A 16711-nucleotide genomic window follows, 5' to 3' on the forward strand; every position below is an offset into this window, starting at 1 on the left:
GGAAACCCGTTAGAATCAATCCAATCATGGCTGAATCCGGCGGCAGCGCCCCCACATCCTGGCTCCTTCTTGCCGCCCTGGCGGTGCTCCTCTACCGGGGAACCACCATGGCGCTGCAGTCGGCCTTCCACGCCCTGCCCTCCCTCCAGCGCCGCCGGCTCCTGGAGGAGGACACCATCGGCGACCCGCACCTGGCGGCGCTCCTGGAGCGGCCCCGGACCCTGGGCCTGGGCCTGGAGTTCTGGAACAAGGCCCTCTTCCTGGTCCTGCTGGGCCTCCTCTGGCCCTTCCGGTCCACCCTCCCCGGCGGCGGCTGGACCCTGGGCCTCCTGGTGCTGGCCGGGCTCTGGGGCATGGACCTGGCCCTGCCCGCCCTCCTCACCTCCGCCGATCCGGGCCGGTGGCTGATCCGCCTCTTTCCCTTCTACGCGCCCATCCAGCCCCTCCTGGCCCCCCTGGTGGACCCCGTGGCGCGGTTCATCGACCGGCGCTCCCAGGAGCGCGCGAAGGACGCCGATCCCGAGGACGCCACGGAGGAGGCCGTCACCGCGCTCCTCGAGGAAGGCGAGGCCGAAGGCATCCTGGAAGCCGGCGACCGGGAGCTCATCCGCAACGTCGTGACCTTCGGGGACACCCTCGTGCGGGAGGTGATGACGCCGCGCACCCGCATCGCCGCCGTCCCCCTGGAGGCCAGCATCCAGGAGGCCTGGCAGACCTTCACGCGGACCCGCCACTCGCGGCTGCCCGTCTACGAAGGCAGCATCGACCACATCCGCGGCGTGCTCCTGCTCAAGGACCTCATCCAGCTTCCGGATGGCGACCAGCCCCCCCTGGCCACGCTCATCAAGCCCCCCCGTTTCGTGCCCGAAAGCAAGCCCGTGATGGACCTCCTGCGCGAGATGCAGCGCACCCGCACCCAGCTGGCCATCGTGGTGGACGAGTTCGGCGGCCTCTCCGGCCTGGCCACCATGGAGGACCTGCTGGAGGAGGTCTTCGGCGAGATCCAGGATGAGCACGAGGCCCCCGCCGGCCTGATGGTGCAGGCCCCCGGCGTCTACGTCGTCTCGGGCCAGGCCCATGTGGATGATGTGGCCCAGCGGCTGGGCCTCACCTGGGAACGGGACGGCTTCGACACCCTGGCCGGCCTCGTCCTGGCCCGCCTGGGCCGCGTGCCCCGCCCCCAGGAAGCCGTGGACGTCGAAGGCGCCCGCCTCACGGTGCTGCGGATGGAAGGTACGCGGATCGTGCAGGTGCGTGTCGAACGGACATAGGTTGTGGCCCGCTCGCGGAGCTTCGCTCCGCGAGAATAGGGAAAAAAGCCTAGGAACTGCGAAGCAGTTCCTTACTCCAGGATTCAGCCGTTAGGCTGAATCCTGGAGCCTGTCTGCATGATCCGTCGCATCCTCATCCTCCTGGCCATCCTCGGCCTGCCCGTCACCCTGCTGCTCGTCCGTCGCATGCAGCGGAAGGCCCTGGTGCCCCAGCCCCGGGGCATGGTGCTGGGGCTTTACGCCGGCGTGCCGGACTACGACTACCACGAGGAGCTGGACCGCATCGCGGCCACGGGCGCCACCTGCGTGAGCCTCCAGGCCATCTACCGCATGGACACGGGCCACAGCAACGAGATCCGCCGCCACCCCACCTCCAGCCCCACCGAGGAGAGCCTCCGCCGCACCTTCCATGAGGCGAAGGTCCGGGGCCTGCGCATGATGTTCTTCCCCACCATCAACCTGCGGGACGAGGCGGACAACGCCGACTGGTGGCGCGGCAACATCGAGCCCTCGGACTGGGACCTGTGGTGGAAGAACTACACGGACTTCAACGTGCACCTGGCGGCCCTGGCCCAGGAGGGCGGCGTGGAGTGGTACAGCCTCGGCACCGAGATGGCCTCCACCCACGCCTTCCCGGACCGCTGGCGGGCGCTGGCCGCCGAGGTGCGCAAGGTCTTCAAGGGCAAGCTGGTCTACAGCGTGAACTTCGACAGCCATGACAGCTTCACCTTCGGCGACTGCCTGGATGTGATCGGCATCAACACCTACGACCCCATCGCCAAGTACGACGAGTACCCCACGCCGGAGCAGATCCGCGACGCCTGGTGGTGGATCGTCTACAAGGCCCGCACGCTCTCGGCCCGCTTCGCCGACGCGAAGGGCCCCAAACCGGTGATGATCACCGAGGTGGGCTACCCCAGCGTGGCCCATGCCCACGTGGGCCCCTGGGACTTCCGCACGGACAAGCCCGTGGACCTGGCTCTCCAGAACGAACTGCTCAAGGGGGCCTTCGGCGTGCTCCGGCACTGGAGCGACGGCGACGCGGTGTTCTACTACCTCTACGGGGAGAACCTCAACCAGAAGCCCATCGGCGGGCCGCTCGACCGCACCTACGCCGTGTGGGGCAAGCCCGTCGAAGCCACCCTGCGGACGTACTTCCACGAGCCCATCTGGGAGGGCCACATCCCGCCCAAGGCCGAGAACCTCCACGAAGCCATGGTGCAGTCCCTCGTGAGCTGGCACCGCAAGGTGCGGGACTACGAGGACGCCGAGCTGCCCCCCTGGGTGCTGGACTGGGAGGCCCGGCACCCCCTGGACGCCACCGAGGCCCTGGCTATCCTCGCCAAGGAGCCCACGCCGGCACGTAAAATTCCCAAGGGGGAGGCCCGGTGACGGTATCCTGGAGGCAGGTACCATGAACCCAGCCGCCCAAACCCGCCACCGTCCCGACCTCGATGCCCCCGGGCGCACCCTGCTCGTCGTGGAAGACGACCGGGCCACCCTCAGCCTCTACCGAGCGGGGCTGAAGGGCCTCCAGGGCTTCCGGATCCTCGCGGCCTCGAACGGCCAGGAGGCCCTGGAGGTGCTCCGCCAGGAGGCGGTCCACGTGCTCGTCACCGACCTGGACATGCCCGTCATGGACGGCTTCAACCTCATCACCAAGGTGGGCCGGCTCTACCCCCAGATCCCCGTCATCGTCATGACCGGACTGGACGAGGGCCAGCACCTGAACACCCCCCTGGACCTGGGGGCCGTCCGCATCCTCTCCAAGCCGCTCCGCCTGGGACACCTCATGGAGGTGATCCGCACGGCCGTCCAGGCCGAGCCCGTGGGCGTGATCCGGGGCCTCACCCTCGGCAGCATCCTCCAGCTCCTGGCCTGGGAGCAGAAGTCCTGCACCCTCACGGTCAGGTCCCAGGCCGGCATGGGGCTCCTCTACCTGAAGCGCGGCGAGGTGATCCACGCCGCCTACCGCGACCAGAGCGGCTTCCCCGCGGTCTACGAGATCCTCACCTGGGACCGCCCGGACATCGAGTTCGTGGAGACCTGCCGGGTGGAGCGGACCATCGACACCCCCCTCACCGAGCTCCTCCTGAACGTGGCCCTGATCAGCGATTCTCTGGGACCCGAGGGCGATCCGGACCCGTCTGCGGGCCGCCCCGGAATTTGACAGTTCGCGCCTCCCGGGCCGCAGGTATGGGACTTTCGTCAAAACCGGCGATGGGGGGTCTCCAAAGGGCACCCGCCGGGGAATAATGGCGCGTGTGCGGCCCTGAGGGGCCCCCTTCCCAGGCAGGTGTCCATGTCCCAGCTGAAGCCCTTCCGCGCCTACCGCCCCCGGCCCGAGCTCGCCGCCCAGGTCGCCGCCGTGCCCTACGACGTGGTGAACACCCAGGAGGCCGCCGAGCTGGCGAAGGGGAACCCGCACTCCTTCCTCCACGTGGGCCGCCCCGAGATCGACCTGCCCGCGGGCACGGACGTCCACGCCGACGAGGTCTACGCCAAGGGCGTGGCCAACCTCATGGCCATGATCGAGAAGGGCACCCTCATGCACGAGGGCCTGCCCAGCCTCTACGTCTACCAGCAACGCATGGGCGACCACGTGCAGGCGGGCCTGGTGGGCCTCTGCTCCGTGCAGGAGTACGAGAACGGCACCATCAAGCGCCACGAGTTCACCCGCAAGGACAAGGAGGACGACCGCACCCGGCACGTCACCGAGCAGAACGCCAACGCCGAGCCCGTCTTCCTCACCTACAAGGCCGTCCCCTACATCGATCACATCGTCAATGACATCCGGAAGCTGCCGCCGGTCTACGACGTGGTCACGCCCGACGGCATCGGCCACACCGTGTGGGTCGTCACCGGCGAGCCTGTGATCTGCGAGCTGGTGAACCTCTTCAACGGCGTGCCCGCCCTCTACATCGCCGACGGCCACCACCGCACCGCCGCCGCCATCCGCTACGGCCAGGCCCGCCGCGCCGCCGCCGGATCCGCCGCCACGGGCGACGAGCCCTTCGAGAGCTTCATGGCCGTGGTCTTCCCCCACGACCAGCTCAAGATCATGGACTACAACCGCGTGGTGAAGGACCTCAACGGCCTCAGCCAGGAGGCCTTCCTGGCCAAGGTGCGCGAGACGTTCGACGTGGCCCCCGCCGCCCACCGCAGCCCCAAGGCCCCCACCACCTTCGGCATGTATCTCGGCGGCGCCTGGTACGAGCTGAAGGCCAAGCCCGGCACCTACCCCGCCAGCGATCCCGTCCGCGGCCTGGACGTCAGCATCCTCCAGGAGAACCTGCTGGGCCCCATCCTCGCCATCGACGATCCCCGCACCAACACCCGCATCGACTTCGTGGGCGGCATCCGCGGCATGGACGAGCTGGAGCGCCGAGTGAAGGAAGGCTACGCCGTGGCCTTCTCCCTGTATCCCACCTCTCTCGACCAGCTCATGTCCGTGGCCGACGCCGGCGAGGTCATGCCGCCCAAGTCCACCTGGTTCGAACCCAAGCTGCGCTCCGGACTGCTGGTCCGGATGTACGAAGGCTGAACGGAGATCCGCATGCACACCCTCATCGCCGACGCCTTTGACGCCAAGCTGCCGGAGCGCCTCGCCGCCTTCGGCACCGTCAGTTCCGACATGGCCACCCTCGGGCAGGCCAACGTCCTCCTCGTCCGCTCCAAGACCAAGGTGGACGCAAGCCTCCTGGCCCAGGCCCCCGCGCTCAAGCTCGTCATCCGCGGCGGCGTGGGCATGGACAACGTGGACAAGAAGCTCTGCGCCGAGAAGGGCGTCAAGGCCATGAACACGCCCAGGGCCAGCAGCGTGGCCGTGGCGGAGATGGCCATGGCCTTCATGGTGGCCATCCCGGCCCGCCTCATCGAGGCCCACACCTCCATGAAGGAAGGCAAGTTCCTCAAGAGCGAGCTGAAGCGGACGGAGCTCTTCAAGAAGACCCTGGGCCTCATCGGCGCCGGCAACATCGCCACGGAAGTGGCCAAGCGCGCCCAGGCCTTCGGCATGGAGGTGATCGCCTACGATCCCTACCTCAAGGAGCACCCCATCGCGAAGCTGGTGAGCCTGGACGAGCTGGCCGCCAAGGCCGATGTCATCAGCCTGCACCTGCCCCTCACGGACGAGACGCGCGGGATGGTGAACGCCGCCTTCCTGGCCAAGGTTAAGGACGGCGTCATCCTCATCAACACCGGCCGCGGCAAGTGCATTGTGGATGCCGACCTGGCCGCCGCGCTGCACAGCGGCAAGGTGCGGGCCTACGGCACCGACGTGTGGCCCAGCGACCCGCCCCCGGCGGACTGCCCCCTGCTCCACGCCCCCAACGTCTTCATGGCCCCCCACCTCGGCGCCAGCTCCAAGGAGAACCTCGGCCGCATCGGCGACGAAGTCGTGGCCATCCTCCAGGATTTCAAAGCGTAAAAGATCAACCACTCGCGCAGAGGGCCGCGGAGAAAGCAGAGGATGCAGAGAAAAGCCCCGGACTTCGATTCTCCGCGTCCTCCACTTTCTCTTCTTTTCTCCGCGAGTGTTTTTTTCAGTTAGCTTTTTCTTTGTGTCATTCGTGGTAGATCCGAATTCTTGATTGAGGGAGGCATCCATGACCCATCGTGTGATCAACTTCTACGCCGGCCCCGCGGGGCTGCCCCTGCCCGCGCTGGAGCGCGCGCAGGACGAGCTGCTGGACTTCGCCGGCACGGGCATGTCCGTCATGGAGGTCAGCCACCGGTCGAAGGAATACGACGCGGTGCACGAGGAGGCCATCGCCCTCACCAAGGAGCTGATGGGCCTGCCCAGCAACTACAAGGTGCTGCTGCTCCAGGGCGGCGCGCACCTGTCTTTCGGCATGATCCCCCTGAACCTGCTGCGCGGCGGCCGGAAGGCCGACTACATCAACACCGGCAACTGGGCGGAGAAGGCCACCAAGGAGGCCAAGCTCGTGGGCGGCGACAACGTCCGTGTGGCCGCCAGCACCAAGGAGCTGAAGTACAGCCGCCTGCCCTTCGCCGACGAGATCAAGGTGGGCCCCGACAGCGCCTACGTGCACTTCACGTCGAACAACACCGTGGAGGGCACCCAGTGGCACGAGTTCCCGAAGGTGGGCAATGTGCCCTACATCTGCGACATGAGCAGCGACATCATGTGGCGCCCGTTCGACGTGAGCCCCTTCGGCCTCATCTACGGCGGCGCCCAGAAGAACCTCGGCCCCAGCGGCGTGACCCTCACCATCATCCGCGAGGACTTCCTCGAGATGTGCGAGGCCCAGGACCTGCCCAGCTACCTGCGCTACAAGATCCACGCCGAGAAGAACAGCCTCTACAACACCCCGCCCACCTTCGGCATCTACATCCTGCGGAACGTGCTGGCCTACAACAAGAGCATCGGCGGCCTGAAGGCCATCGAGGCCAGCAACAAGAAGAAGGCCGAGCTGCTCTACGGCTGCATCGACAAGCACAGCGGCTTCTACAAGGGCTTCGTCACCGAGAAGGCCCACCGCAGCGTCATGAACGTGGACTTCTTCCTGCCGACCCCCGAGCTGGACGACCAGTTCGTGAAGGAGGCCAAGAAGGCCGGCATGGTGGGCCTGAAGGGCTACCGCGACATCGGCGGCATCCGCGTCAGCACCTACAACGCCGTCACCGTGGACAACGTGAAGACCCTCGTGGACTTCATGGAGCAGTTCGTGAAGGTGAACGGATAGCTCCGGGGCGAAGCCTCTCTGCGAAACAGAGGCGCCATCCGGCGCCTCTGTTTCGTCAGGAACGGGCCTCCGAGCGGGCCTGCAACCCCAGCACGATCTCCTCGATCTTGCGGTCCTTCTCCTCCCAGATCCCATGCAGCCAGGCCTGCATGCGGGCACGGAAGGCGGGATCGCCCTCGTAGTCGCCGCCCAGCAGGTCCTTGGGGATCTCCAGCTCCCGCACCCGCACCACCACCTGCCTCACCTTGCCGGAGAGGAAATCCCAGAAGCTGGGCACGCCCTCGGGGTAGACGATGGTGACGTCCAGCAGGGCGTCGAAGCGCTCGCCCATGGCGCTCAGTGCCGTGGCCAGGCCGCCGGTCTTGGGCTTGAGCAGGTGCCGGTAGGGCGACTGCTGGGCCGCCTTCTTCAAGGGGCTGAACCGCGTGCCCTCCAGGAAGTTCATCACCGAGGTGGGGATCTGGCGGAACTTCTCGCAGGCCCGGCGCGCCGTGGCCAAATCCTTCGACCGGCTGCCGCTGCGGCGGCGCATGAAGGGGAAGTCCAGGGCCCACCAGGCCAGGCCCATCACGGGCACGTAGAGCAGCTGGCGCTTGAGAAAGAACTTCAGGAAGGGCACCTTGCGGTGGAAGACCTTCTGCAGCACCAGGATGTCCACCCAGCTCTGGTGGTTGCTGCTCACCAGGTACCAGCCCTTCCGCCGCAGGCCCTCGTGGCCCTTCACGTCCCAGCGGATGCGGTGCACCAGGGCCATCCACCAGCCGTTCACCGCGATCCAGCCCTCGGCCATACCGTTCAGCAGCCGGTCCGTGCCCCGGCGGACCGCCCCGAAGGGCAGGGCCAGCTTCACCAGGGCCACCGGGATCATGCCCGAGAAGATGGCCAGGACATTGGCCACCAGCATGGAACCGGCCACGCTGCCCTTGAAGGTGGACCACAGACGCTTGAGCATTCCGAACTCCGACCTTCCAGTTTACCGGACCTTCCTGTGATTCCAGGAAGCCCGGCAAGGCGTCAGCCCAAGGGTGGGGCCCAGGCTTTTTTCGCCACCGTTTTCAGTGATTTAGGTCATTGAAAGCGAGAAAAGAGGAACGCAGAGCGCGCAGAGATGCTCCTCAGCCCCAGCCCAGCTCCTCCAGCCGGTCCTCGCCGATGCCGAAGTGGTGCGCGATCTCGTGGATGACGGTGGTGGCGATCTCCCGCCGCAGGTCGTCCTCGTCCCGGCAGTCCTCCAGGAGGGGCCCCCGGTAGATGGTGATGCGCGGCGGCAGGTCGCCGGACTGCGCCGGTCCCTCCGTCAGGGCCCGCCCCGAGTAGAGCCCGTAGAGCGTCTCGTCCTCCGGCACACCGAGGTCATCCAACAGCGCGTCCGGCGCCCAGTCCTCGAGGACCACCGCCACGCCCTCCAGGTAGGGCCGGAACTCCTCCGGGACGAGGGTCATCGCCTCATCCACCAGCCTGCGGAACGCCCGGTCGGACAGGTGCATGAGGACGAGGCTACTCCTTCCGATCGACGAGCTTCAGCCGGAAAAGATCTCCACGAAGAACACGAAGGCACCCTGTGGATGCACGAAGGGCGCGAATGAAGCTCGACCCATCGCGGACACTCCTTCGCGGGTGGCGGTCATGGCGGCCCTTGGAAGCCTCCCGGGGCCGCCGCCCGCGAAGCCGGACGCGCGATGCGCGGCCCGGGGGCCGAAGGCCGGCTGTCCCCGCCAGGGCGCTGGGCCAGCCTTCGTGGCCTTTGCTTTCTTCTTCGTGCGCTTCGTGGAGGCTTTCAAACCCTTTGGTCAGGCCGAGGCTCGCCGATAACGAGAAATATCTTTACAACCCGTCCAGGGGGCTCGCCACACCGCGGCCGCCGCGGTTCAGCACGTGGGTGTAGATCATCGTCGTGGCCACATCCTTGTGCCCCAGCAGCTCCTGCACGGTGCGGATGTCGTGGCCCGCGGCCAGCAGGTGGGTCGCGAAGCTGTGGCGCAGCACGTGCGGCGTGACGGGCTTCACCAGCTCCGCGGCCCGGGCCGCCAGCCGCACGGCCTTCTGGACGCTCTCCGGGTGGAGGTGGTGGCGCCGGATGACGCCCGAGCGGGGATCCGCCGAGCGCTGGACCGACGGGAAGACCCACTGCCAGCCCCAGGCCCGCGCCGCATGGGGGCCCTTGACCCCCAGGGCGTCCGGCAGGGGGGCCTCTCCGAAGCCCTCCTCCAGGTCCCGGACGTGCAGCGCCCGCGCGCGCTCCAGGTGCGCCTGGAGAGGCTCGGCCAGGCGCTCCGGCAGCATGGTCACCCGATCATTGCCCCCCTTCCCGTCCCGCACCACGATCTCCCGCCGCTCGAACTCCACGTCCTTCACCCGGAGGCGCAGCCCCTCCATCAGCCGCATGCCCGTGCCGTACAGCACCTGCGCCACCAGGGCCATCCCGCCCTCCATCTGGTCGAACAGCGCACGCACCTCTCCGGGCGTGAGGACCACCGGCAGCCGTGGCGGGCGCTTGGCCTGCACCACCTCGGACAGCCACGGAAGGTCCACCTCCAGCAGGTTGCGGTAGAGGAAGAGCAGGGCTGCCTTCGCCTGGTTCTGCGTCGAGGGTGACACGCGTCGGTCCACCGCCAGGTGGCTCAGGAAGGCCTGGACCTCCCCTGCCCCCATGTCCCTCGGGTGCCGCTTGCCATGGAAGAGGATGAACCGCCGCGCCCAGTCCACATAGGCATCCTCCGTCCGGAGGCTGTAGTGCCGGACCCTCAGGCGCTCCCGCAGCTGGTCCATGAGCCGCGGAGGCTGCCCCGCCGCCCCCTCGATCCGCCCCGCACCCGTCTGCCTATCTCCCTCAAACATGGCCCCCACCCCGATCGTCCCAATCCGCCTATTGCGCTAACGATTGCGCTAACCTTGCCCAGTCTCCTCCCCAGAATCCCAAGCGTCATCCGAATCTATCGCTTTTTTTTCGCCATGCAACCCCCTCCGCCCAGTTCGCCCAATCCCCCAAGCACAACCCCTCCCGCCCAGCCCACCCCCCAGGACTAGGCGAACTCCCAACCACCCACCCCCATCGTCCAATTCAAAGTTAGGCCGCCCAACCAGCGGAGTACGCTCTAAAATTTATGCTGCATCGCATCAATAGGCCTCACTTGTTGGAAAACCCCGTTCATCCGTGTTTTTTTGGTCTGCCCATCCAAATTGCCCTGTTCAATAGCTCCGCTGTAAAATCAGCAATTACATCCTTCTCAAACCGGATTAGGCGAACTACGAACCACTTCGTCCTCGCCGTCCAAGTCTAGTTAGGCGCCATGATCAACAGTCCAGGCACAAGCCCACCAAATGTCCCCATTGCGCTACTCGGATGCGCGATGGGGGGCTACCTGGCATTCGTTGGTGCAAGAATCATTGTTCGTCGAGAAACAAAGATTGGCCCAAAAGGTGGCCCTTACAACACCGTTTACGGGAAAGAGGCGATATACGCTGGCCTATTTTTCGTCATGATGGGGATCTTCTTCCTGTCAACCGGAGTTCTCGCCCTTATTCATCTATATCGTTTAGGCTAACCACCTAGCCGCCTAACCCTCCGCTCAAGTCGGACCCCGCCTGCATTGCCTTCCGCTCTCTCTCAACATTTCGCTATCTCGGCTCCGCTCATCGCCTCGGTGCAGGCGTGGCCGCTTAGCTTCATTCGTTAGGCCTCGTTCGCCCTTCTCTTTCTGTCTGCTTGGTGGTGGTGCGCTGGTTCAACTTCGTCAGCCTAGCTCACTTCAACGGCAAATCCGCACCGTTCCTCGGTCTTCTTGGTTTACCGAATAGGGTTATCGCTTACTCATCAACCGTCGGCCCATGGATTTCTGCCATCATCGAGGTCACTTCAGCAGCTCGGCCTTCATGCTCACGCGATAACTCCGGTGTTCTCCTTTCGGGCTCGTCGACATGAACCTTCGCTCTCACTCAAGCAGGCTCAAACCCAAGCGCGCCGCGTGCTCGGGGCGCTACTGCTTAGGGCTCGGCCTAACCTCGCGCTCAACTCGGGCCCAACCGCACGTGCCTTCCGCGCTCCCGCGTGCGCTGGGATTTCCGTTCCCCTCTCATTGCCCGGTCGCGGTTGGGCCGGTTAGCTTCATTCGTTAGGCTTCTATGAATCTTGATCGGAATGCGTATGAATCCCCGAGTGCAGATCTCGTCTCGAACAGCGACATTAAGCACTCTTCAGGTCTAATGCTGTACCTCGCCCCTACGGTTATTTCTATTATTTTGATCCTGGTAGCAGTTTTTTTTGATCGACTTAATGGGAAGGGGACAATTCCAATTTACAAATTCGGGTTCCTCGCAATTGCCTTCCTTGGAACCGCCCCGGTCGCAATCTATATGCCACGCATTGCGGCGGCCACCATCAATTCAAGATCCACCGTTGTCTTTTGGGCCGCCACAAGCATTGGAGGGCTCCTCTGGGCAGTTGGTTTCAGTTCTCTTTTATACTTCACAGGGTTGTGCATCGTAGGTGTTAGTCATTTATTCAATGGACCACTTTCCCTATCTTACAATGTTGTCATTGAATCACTAGTAAAGGTCCCCAAATCGGCCCTGGTTTTAGCTGTGTTATTTACTCCGCTCCACTTTGTTTTTATGATTAGAAAAAAGCGCAAAACAATCACACTCCGTCAGCCTAACCCCTAGCTCAACTCGGACCCCGCCTGCATTGCCTTCCGCTCTTTCTCTTCTTCTCGCTTCCTCGGCTCCGCTCAATGCCTCGGTGCAGGCGGGTCCGGTTAGCTTCATTCGTTAGGCAGGTCCCATGAAATCGGTAATCATGCCAGCCTTGCTTGCCGCTTTAAGCCCAACGGCCTGCGCTGCCCACCAAGATATGATTATTGAAATCCAGAAAGATGGCAGCTTCATTGGGCTCCCTAAAGAGTTCGTGCCAGCCTCGATTCAGATCAAGTTTTCTAACTCGCTATCCGATCCGCCCATAGAATCGCTGATTATTACTCTCAGCGGTCACAAGATAAAAATACCGGCCACACTCCTATCAATGCTGAAATGCCAGTCCATCGATGGAGTGTTTGCATCTGCATCCTGGTACCACGATGAGAAGCTTCTTCCCTATTATATGCGCATCGAATTCCTTGAACCTGGTTTTGATAGTACACGCCCTGACAATCCCGGTATAGCGATGTTCCTCAACCTTAGAACAGGAATGCTGATGGAAATAAGAAGTATTGTGATCACCAAACCCGGCAAATCCTGGGAGGAGCGCGTCATCAATCTTGAAAGCCTATGTTCTCCTGATGAACTGAAAGAGTTCTATGTCCCGCTACGTGTCAAGAGACGGCCGAATTAGCCGCTCCCACCTGCCTAACCCTCCGCTCAACTCGGACCCCGCCTGCATTGCCTTTCGCTCTCTCTCAGCTTCTCGCTTCCTCGGCTCCGCTCGTCGCCTCGGCGCAGGCGGGTCCGGTTAGCTTCATTCGTTAGGTGCCACCGTGGAATTCGATTCGAGGCAGTCTCCTTGGAGAACGGGCCCAGAGGTCGACTACGGTCAACTTCGCCTAGACTTGTATCGCTTAACTTGCATTTACTTGGCAAGCAAGCCTATGACGACACTCTATGATGACAACGGCGAACATCCAATCGATGACCTTCGAATTACTTTTGAAAGACTCGAAACGGGTAGAATTTTATTTCAGACAGCGATCACCATTCGTAATGCCTGGGACCAAAATCCTCATGGCGTAGATTACTGGCTTGAACGCCAGGATTCTTCTGTAGGTAGATTGTGGGCCGACATTTCAAAGGCTGACTATGCAATTCCACTCACCTTCCGTGAATCACTAAACAAAATCATCCACTCTATTCATTTAAATTACGACTTCAGTGAAAATCTTCCGTGTCCAAGAGAAAAGGTATACCTACTCCCCACACTGTTCTTCTATGGCGAGCATTTCGGGAAATCCTGGAAAGCAGAGCTCGACATATTCCGCTTCATCGAGTGTTGCGTGTGGGTCGTGTAACCTGCTCATCAGGCACCTAACCACTCGCTCAACTCTGACCCCGCCTGCATTGCCTTCCGCTCTCTCTCAGCTTCCCGCTTCCTCGGCTCCGCTCAGCGCCTCGGTACAGGCGGGGCCGGTTAGCTTCATTCGTTAGGCGCTCGTCAGGCTATTTCAAAAAACACAGGGATTCAAAATGGGAATTCTCCAGCCATACCACAGGATCTGCAGGCCATTTCTAATTGGTAATAATTATTTTCATCATCAATCTTTTGAAAATATTACGGTATCTTATTTTTTTGGCCCAAAATGGGCCACAGATCGTATCGATTTACTAAGAGCGTTCGCTCTCTTAGAAAAAGACCTTCTTAACTTGTTCGACTACATTGAACCCGCAGATGAGAATCTCGCCACTCATTCAATGCAGCTTCATGCTCTCCTTCTTCGCGCATGTAATGAATTTGAGGCCAATGCCAAAGCCATTCTTCGTGCGAACAATTATTTGCGCGCCGTACAAGATAAAACGAATATCACCGACTATCACAAAATTGAATCATCAAGTCGTCTTTCCGAATACACAATCAAACTTCCAATCTGGAAGGGCCGATTCTCAACATTCAGCCCATTTCAAAATTGGAAACACAACCATTCCCTCACCTGGTACCAGAGCTATAACAATGTAAAACACAATCGAAGCATTAACTTCTTAAACGCTAATCTTGAAAATACATTATTAGCAATTGGTGGCGTTTTCGTCATATTGTTTTCTCAATTCCACATATTCGCCTTCGACCCTTACCATACCGTTTCAAGCTATGACGAAGATGACGGCTTGCTATCGCACCCAAATTCAATCTTTCATATTTCTCTACCAAAATCTTGGACTAACGATGAAAAATATAACTTCGATTGGGGTGAATTTCGGTACAAACAAGAGCCCTATGCTAATTTCCCATTCAATCCGTAATGCACCTAACCCTCCGCTCAACCCGGACCCCGCCTGCATTACCTTCCGCTCTCTCTCAACGTCTCGCTTCCTCGGCTCCGCTCAGCGCCTCGGTGCAGGCGGGGCCGGTTAGCTTCTTTCGTTAGGCCGCCCCATGAACCACTTCACAGTTCTGAGCAAATTTGGAACCGAGGGAATAAGTCTTGCTCTGGCTCTCGATGAGCAAACAAGGGTAAATCCAGATCTGATCAATATCCTTCAGGCACATGTGCCGGGGTTCACCATCGAAGAGGATTGGCCAACAGAAGAAGGGCATATTTGGGAGTGTTCGTTTCCCACTGGTACATTCGTCATTTCGATTGACCTTGAAGGGGTTCACATCTTGGCCACCGAGGGCAGGCCAACAACCACCTTCCAATTGGCCTCTTCCCTCGAACTTTCCCACCGATTCGAGCGAAAACCATGAGGGCAAATCTGGTCGGCCTAACCCCTAGCTCAACTCGGACCCCGCCTACATTGCCTTCCGCTCTCTCTCATCGCTCCGCTTCCTCGGCTTCGCTCACCGCCTCGGTGCAGGCGGGTCCGGTTAGCTTCATTCGTTAGGCCGCTGATGCACACGAACTGCTACTCCAAGGTTGCAATCGCTCTCCTAGCCTCTCAGTGCCTCATTGCTGCACCAGAAGAGAAATCGCGAATTACTCTTCAGCGTTTGCAAGGCAAAGAGATACCTGATGGGGCGGTCAGCCTTGCTTACTTCATTGAAGAACCAAAAGGAAAGGGTTGCTCTTGGGCTAGTACTCCCTGGTACATAGCTTCAAGTCTTCAAGGGACTGAGGTCAATGATGTCCTCATTCGAATTAACGGGCGTATTCATAATCTTCATCTCAAGGGCAGAGGAAACACCGGCCCAAAGATCCTCAATGGTGTTAGCTATCGCTCATTCATTGAATATGCTGATGACGTAGTTTCAATCGAGATCTATGAAAATATAATTGATCGAACTGAAAGCTATAGATGCACAAAAGGCCGAATGGTTGTTCATGCTCATGGCACAAGTAAGCAGTTTCCTATTTGGGGGTTGTTTGGCTGCGAGTAGCATCGGCCTAACCCCTAGCTCAACTCGGACCCCGCCTGCATTGTCTTCCGCTCTCTCTCAACTTCCCGCTTCCTCGGCTCCGCTCGTCGCCTCGGTGCAGGCGGGGCCGGTTAGCTTCATCCGTTAGGCCGCCGATGAATCCAATTCTCCAAGAACCCGAGAAGACGCCGGCCCGAACTCATGCTCTGGTTTTTGGTCTTTCTATTCTTTGTGCGCTTGGAATTCCTTGGTTCACTCATGCCATGGGTTGGACGATGACTCATAGCATTGTTCATCACCATTACATCGACGGCACATCCGGGTACACCGGGGAAGGTTTCGAGTTCTTCGGGTACGACCTTCCATATGTGTTCATGTATTTTTGGCCTGGCGGTATATTTCTGCTTGTTTTCATTTTTTTAAGATTGGTCTTAGTTCATTAGGTCTTTCGCCGGTCGGCCTAACCCCTAGCTCAACTCGGACCCCGCCTGCATTGTCTTCCTTTCTCTCTCAACCTCATGCTTTCTCGGCTCCGCTCAGCGCCTCGGTGCAGGCGGGGCCCGGTTAGCTTCCTTCGTTAGGCGCCTTGTCAGCCTTTCCAGAACCACAAAAAAAAATGTACCTTTTGACTTAGACCCCAACAGGAGGAATCGACATGAAGACTGCAAGAGCTATCCAACTATCTCTCACATTGCTACTGCCTCTGTTGATTTGTGGATGTGGACAAGATATCAGTTCTGTAAAAAAGGCTATTCGTGGACATTGGGTTTCAGAAAGCGGTAAAGTAAATCAATATTTTGGAGAGGGCACTTGGATTCAGAATGATGGTGGCCGTGAAATGGAATTTTCTTATACAATCACAGAAACCAATGAAGCTATGGGTACGCTCAAAATGAGTCTTAAAAATGCGACTGGTGCAGGTCACGAAAAAGAAATTAGATTTTCAACTGATCGAAAAACTATGATTCATACATTCATTTTGGGAAGCGCCCGTGTTGATTCAAAATATAATTATGTTGACACAAAAGAGAGACCTTGAATTTTTCAATGCCCTAATCCAATTTTGAAGGAATATTTATGTACACATGGAATCATCCAATTCAGCTTCGCAAGCTTCTAGAAAATTGCGGTTTGGAATCGGCATTGCTTCCTCCAGATTCAAGAAGTGTCTATCTGATCACCTTGCATGACTGGCAAAATTCACCGGATATAGCATCTCACCCCCTATATGTTGGCGGCAACAAAAATCCCGATTTATTTAGTAAACGGGTCGGTGAAGTAATCGCAGCCGCACTAGGTTTTGATGTCTACCATTCGGGAGGTAGAAAACTGTATCAATGGTGTAAAGATTCACAGATCAATCCTATCGATTTGTACATTTCTTGGGTCATGAATGTTAAATGTCACAGGTGCGCAGAAATCAATATCTACCATGAGATGAAGCATTACGGCACTCTGTTAAATAAATACCAACCAACCCGTTGCCCCTCTTGCGCCTAACCCTCCGCTCAACTCGGACCCCGCCTGCATTGCCTTCCGCTCTTTCTCTTCATCTCGCTTTCTCGGCTCCGCTCGTCGCCTCGGTGCAGGCGGGGCCGGTTAGCTTCCTTCGTTAGGAGCCCTCGATGTTTTCCGCTCACCGGGTTGCATTGTCCATTGTTGTAATTGGAATGCCTGTCTTCTCTCAAACAGCAAAATTCAATTCAATCAGCCCAAGTGCAGAAGAACTGAAGGCA

General features: G+C 60.1%; 15 protein-coding genes. 12 read left to right on the forward strand and 3 right to left on the reverse strand.

Annotated features, from left to right (window positions below):
- The first annotated feature begins 26 nt into the window (after positions 1–26).
- The 6 genes from MLE64_RS08165 to serC all read left to right on the forward strand — a co-directional run bounded on the left by MLE64_RS08165 (position 27) and on the right by serC (position 6979).
- A complete protein-coding gene (locus MLE64_RS08165) occupies positions 27–1271 on the forward strand; it encodes a hemolysin family protein (RefSeq protein WP_243317283.1) in 1245 nt (414 codons plus the stop codon).
- A gap of 117 nt (positions 1272–1388) precedes the next feature.
- On the forward strand, positions 1389–2663 hold the full coding sequence (locus tag MLE64_RS08170) for a glycoside hydrolase family 113 (RefSeq protein ID WP_243317284.1): 1275 nt from the start codon (positions 1389–1391) through the stop codon (positions 2661–2663).
- A 22-nt stretch (positions 2664–2685) separates the two neighbouring features.
- Complete coding sequence (locus tag MLE64_RS08175) at positions 2686–3441, forward strand: response regulator (protein ID WP_243317285.1); 756 nt, start codon at positions 2686–2688, stop codon at positions 3439–3441.
- Positions 3442–3573: 132 nt separating this feature from the next.
- Complete coding sequence (locus MLE64_RS08180) at positions 3574–4815, forward strand: DUF1015 domain-containing protein (protein WP_243317286.1); 1242 nt, start codon at positions 3574–3576, stop codon at positions 4813–4815.
- 12 nt (positions 4816–4827) lie between these two features.
- Positions 4828–5700, forward strand: coding sequence for an NAD(P)-dependent oxidoreductase (locus tag MLE64_RS08185; protein WP_243317287.1), 873 nt, complete (start codon positions 4828–4830; stop codon positions 5698–5700).
- A 178-nt stretch (positions 5701–5878) separates the two neighbouring features.
- On the forward strand, positions 5879–6979 hold the full coding sequence (gene serC, locus MLE64_RS08190) for a 3-phosphoserine/phosphohydroxythreonine transaminase (RefSeq protein WP_243317288.1): 1101 nt from the start codon (positions 5879–5881) through the stop codon (positions 6977–6979).
- Positions 6980–7034: 55 nt separating this feature from the next.
- Here serC and MLE64_RS08195 read toward each other — a convergent pair whose 3' ends face one another.
- From MLE64_RS08195 to MLE64_RS08205, 3 genes are all read right to left on the reverse strand, one after another.
- Complete coding sequence (locus MLE64_RS08195) at positions 7035–7931, reverse strand: acyltransferase (RefSeq protein ID WP_243317289.1); 897 nt, start codon at positions 7929–7931, stop codon at positions 7035–7037.
- A 163-nt stretch (positions 7932–8094) separates the two neighbouring features.
- The gene (locus MLE64_RS08200; RefSeq protein ID WP_243317290.1) at positions 8095–8466 is read right to left on the reverse strand and encodes a metallopeptidase family protein; all 372 of its coding nucleotides are present in this window, start codon (positions 8464–8466) and stop codon (positions 8095–8097) included.
- 337 nt (positions 8467–8803) lie between these two features.
- Positions 8804–9817 carry an integron integrase gene (locus MLE64_RS08205; protein ID WP_423748246.1) on the reverse strand — a complete coding sequence of 338 codons (1014 nt, stop codon included), beginning with the start codon at positions 9815–9817 and terminating at the stop codon, positions 8804–8806.
- Positions 9818–11759: 1942 nt separating this feature from the next.
- Between MLE64_RS08205 and MLE64_RS08210 the strand changes: the two genes are divergently transcribed.
- The 6 genes from MLE64_RS08210 to MLE64_RS08235 all read left to right on the forward strand — a co-directional run bounded on the left by MLE64_RS08210 (position 11760) and on the right by MLE64_RS08235 (position 16014).
- Complete coding sequence (locus MLE64_RS08210; protein ID WP_243317291.1) at positions 11760–12305, forward strand: hypothetical protein; 546 nt, start codon at positions 11760–11762, stop codon at positions 12303–12305.
- Between the two features lie 142 nt (positions 12306–12447).
- On the forward strand, positions 12448–12975 hold the full coding sequence (locus tag MLE64_RS08215; RefSeq protein ID WP_243317292.1) for a hypothetical protein: 528 nt from the start codon (positions 12448–12450) through the stop codon (positions 12973–12975).
- 175 nt (positions 12976–13150) lie between these two features.
- A complete protein-coding gene (locus MLE64_RS08220) occupies positions 13151–13921 on the forward strand; it encodes a hypothetical protein (RefSeq protein WP_243317293.1) in 771 nt (256 codons plus the stop codon).
- Positions 13922–14054: 133 nt separating this feature from the next.
- Entirely contained in the window at positions 14055–14366 is a 312-nt protein-coding gene (locus MLE64_RS08225) for a hypothetical protein (RefSeq protein WP_243317294.1), read from the forward strand.
- A gap of 144 nt (positions 14367–14510) precedes the next feature.
- Positions 14511–14996 (forward strand): hypothetical protein, encoded by a 486-nt coding sequence (locus tag MLE64_RS08230; protein ID WP_243317295.1) that lies wholly within the window; start codon positions 14511–14513, stop codon positions 14994–14996.
- A gap of 634 nt (positions 14997–15630) precedes the next feature.
- Positions 15631–16014, forward strand: a complete 384-nt coding sequence (locus MLE64_RS08235) for a hypothetical protein (protein WP_243317296.1) — start codon at positions 15631–15633, stop codon at positions 16012–16014.
- Positions 16015–16711: the final 697 nt, after the last annotated feature.

The sequence above is a fragment of the Geothrix paludis genome (assembly GCF_022808815.1).
Classification (GTDB): domain Bacteria; phylum Acidobacteriota; class Holophagae; order Holophagales; family Holophagaceae; genus Geothrix; species Geothrix paludis.

What these genes read in the sequence shown, in the direction of transcription:
- MLE64_RS08165 (WP_243317283.1), top strand. Translation starts at nt 27, where the DNA reads ATGGCTGAATCCGGCGGCAGCGCCCCCACATCCTGGCTCCTTCTTGCC.
- MLE64_RS08170 (WP_243317284.1), top strand. Translation starts at nt 1,389, where the DNA reads ATGATCCGTCGCATCCTCATCCTCCTGGCCATCCTCGGCCTGCCCGTC.
- MLE64_RS08175 (WP_243317285.1), top strand. Translation starts at nt 2,686, where the DNA reads ATGAACCCAGCCGCCCAAACCCGCCACCGTCCCGACCTCGATGCCCCC.
- MLE64_RS08180 (WP_243317286.1), top strand. Translation starts at nt 3,574, where the DNA reads ATGTCCCAGCTGAAGCCCTTCCGCGCCTACCGCCCCCGGCCCGAGCTC.
- MLE64_RS08185 (WP_243317287.1), top strand. Translation starts at nt 4,828, where the DNA reads ATGCACACCCTCATCGCCGACGCCTTTGACGCCAAGCTGCCGGAGCGC.
- serC (WP_243317288.1), top strand. Translation starts at nt 5,879, where the DNA reads ATGACCCATCGTGTGATCAACTTCTACGCCGGCCCCGCGGGGCTGCCC.
- MLE64_RS08195 (WP_243317289.1), bottom strand. Translation starts at nt 7,931, where the DNA reads ATGCTCAAGCGTCTGTGGTCCACCTTCAAGGGCAGCGTGGCCGGTTCC.
- MLE64_RS08200 (WP_243317290.1), bottom strand. Translation starts at nt 8,466, where the DNA reads ATGCACCTGTCCGACCGGGCGTTCCGCAGGCTGGTGGATGAGGCGATG.
- MLE64_RS08205 (WP_423748246.1), bottom strand. Translation starts at nt 9,817, where the DNA reads ATGTTTGAGGGAGATAGGCAGACGGGTGCGGGGCGGATCGAGGGGGCG.
- MLE64_RS08210 (WP_243317291.1), top strand. Translation starts at nt 11,760, where the DNA reads ATGAAATCGGTAATCATGCCAGCCTTGCTTGCCGCTTTAAGCCCAACG.
- MLE64_RS08220 (WP_243317293.1), top strand. Translation starts at nt 13,151, where the DNA reads ATGGGAATTCTCCAGCCATACCACAGGATCTGCAGGCCATTTCTAATT.
- MLE64_RS08225 (WP_243317294.1), top strand. Translation starts at nt 14,055, where the DNA reads ATGAACCACTTCACAGTTCTGAGCAAATTTGGAACCGAGGGAATAAGT.
- MLE64_RS08230 (WP_243317295.1), top strand. Translation starts at nt 14,511, where the DNA reads ATGCACACGAACTGCTACTCCAAGGTTGCAATCGCTCTCCTAGCCTCT.
- MLE64_RS08235 (WP_243317296.1), top strand. Translation starts at nt 15,631, where the DNA reads ATGAAGACTGCAAGAGCTATCCAACTATCTCTCACATTGCTACTGCCT.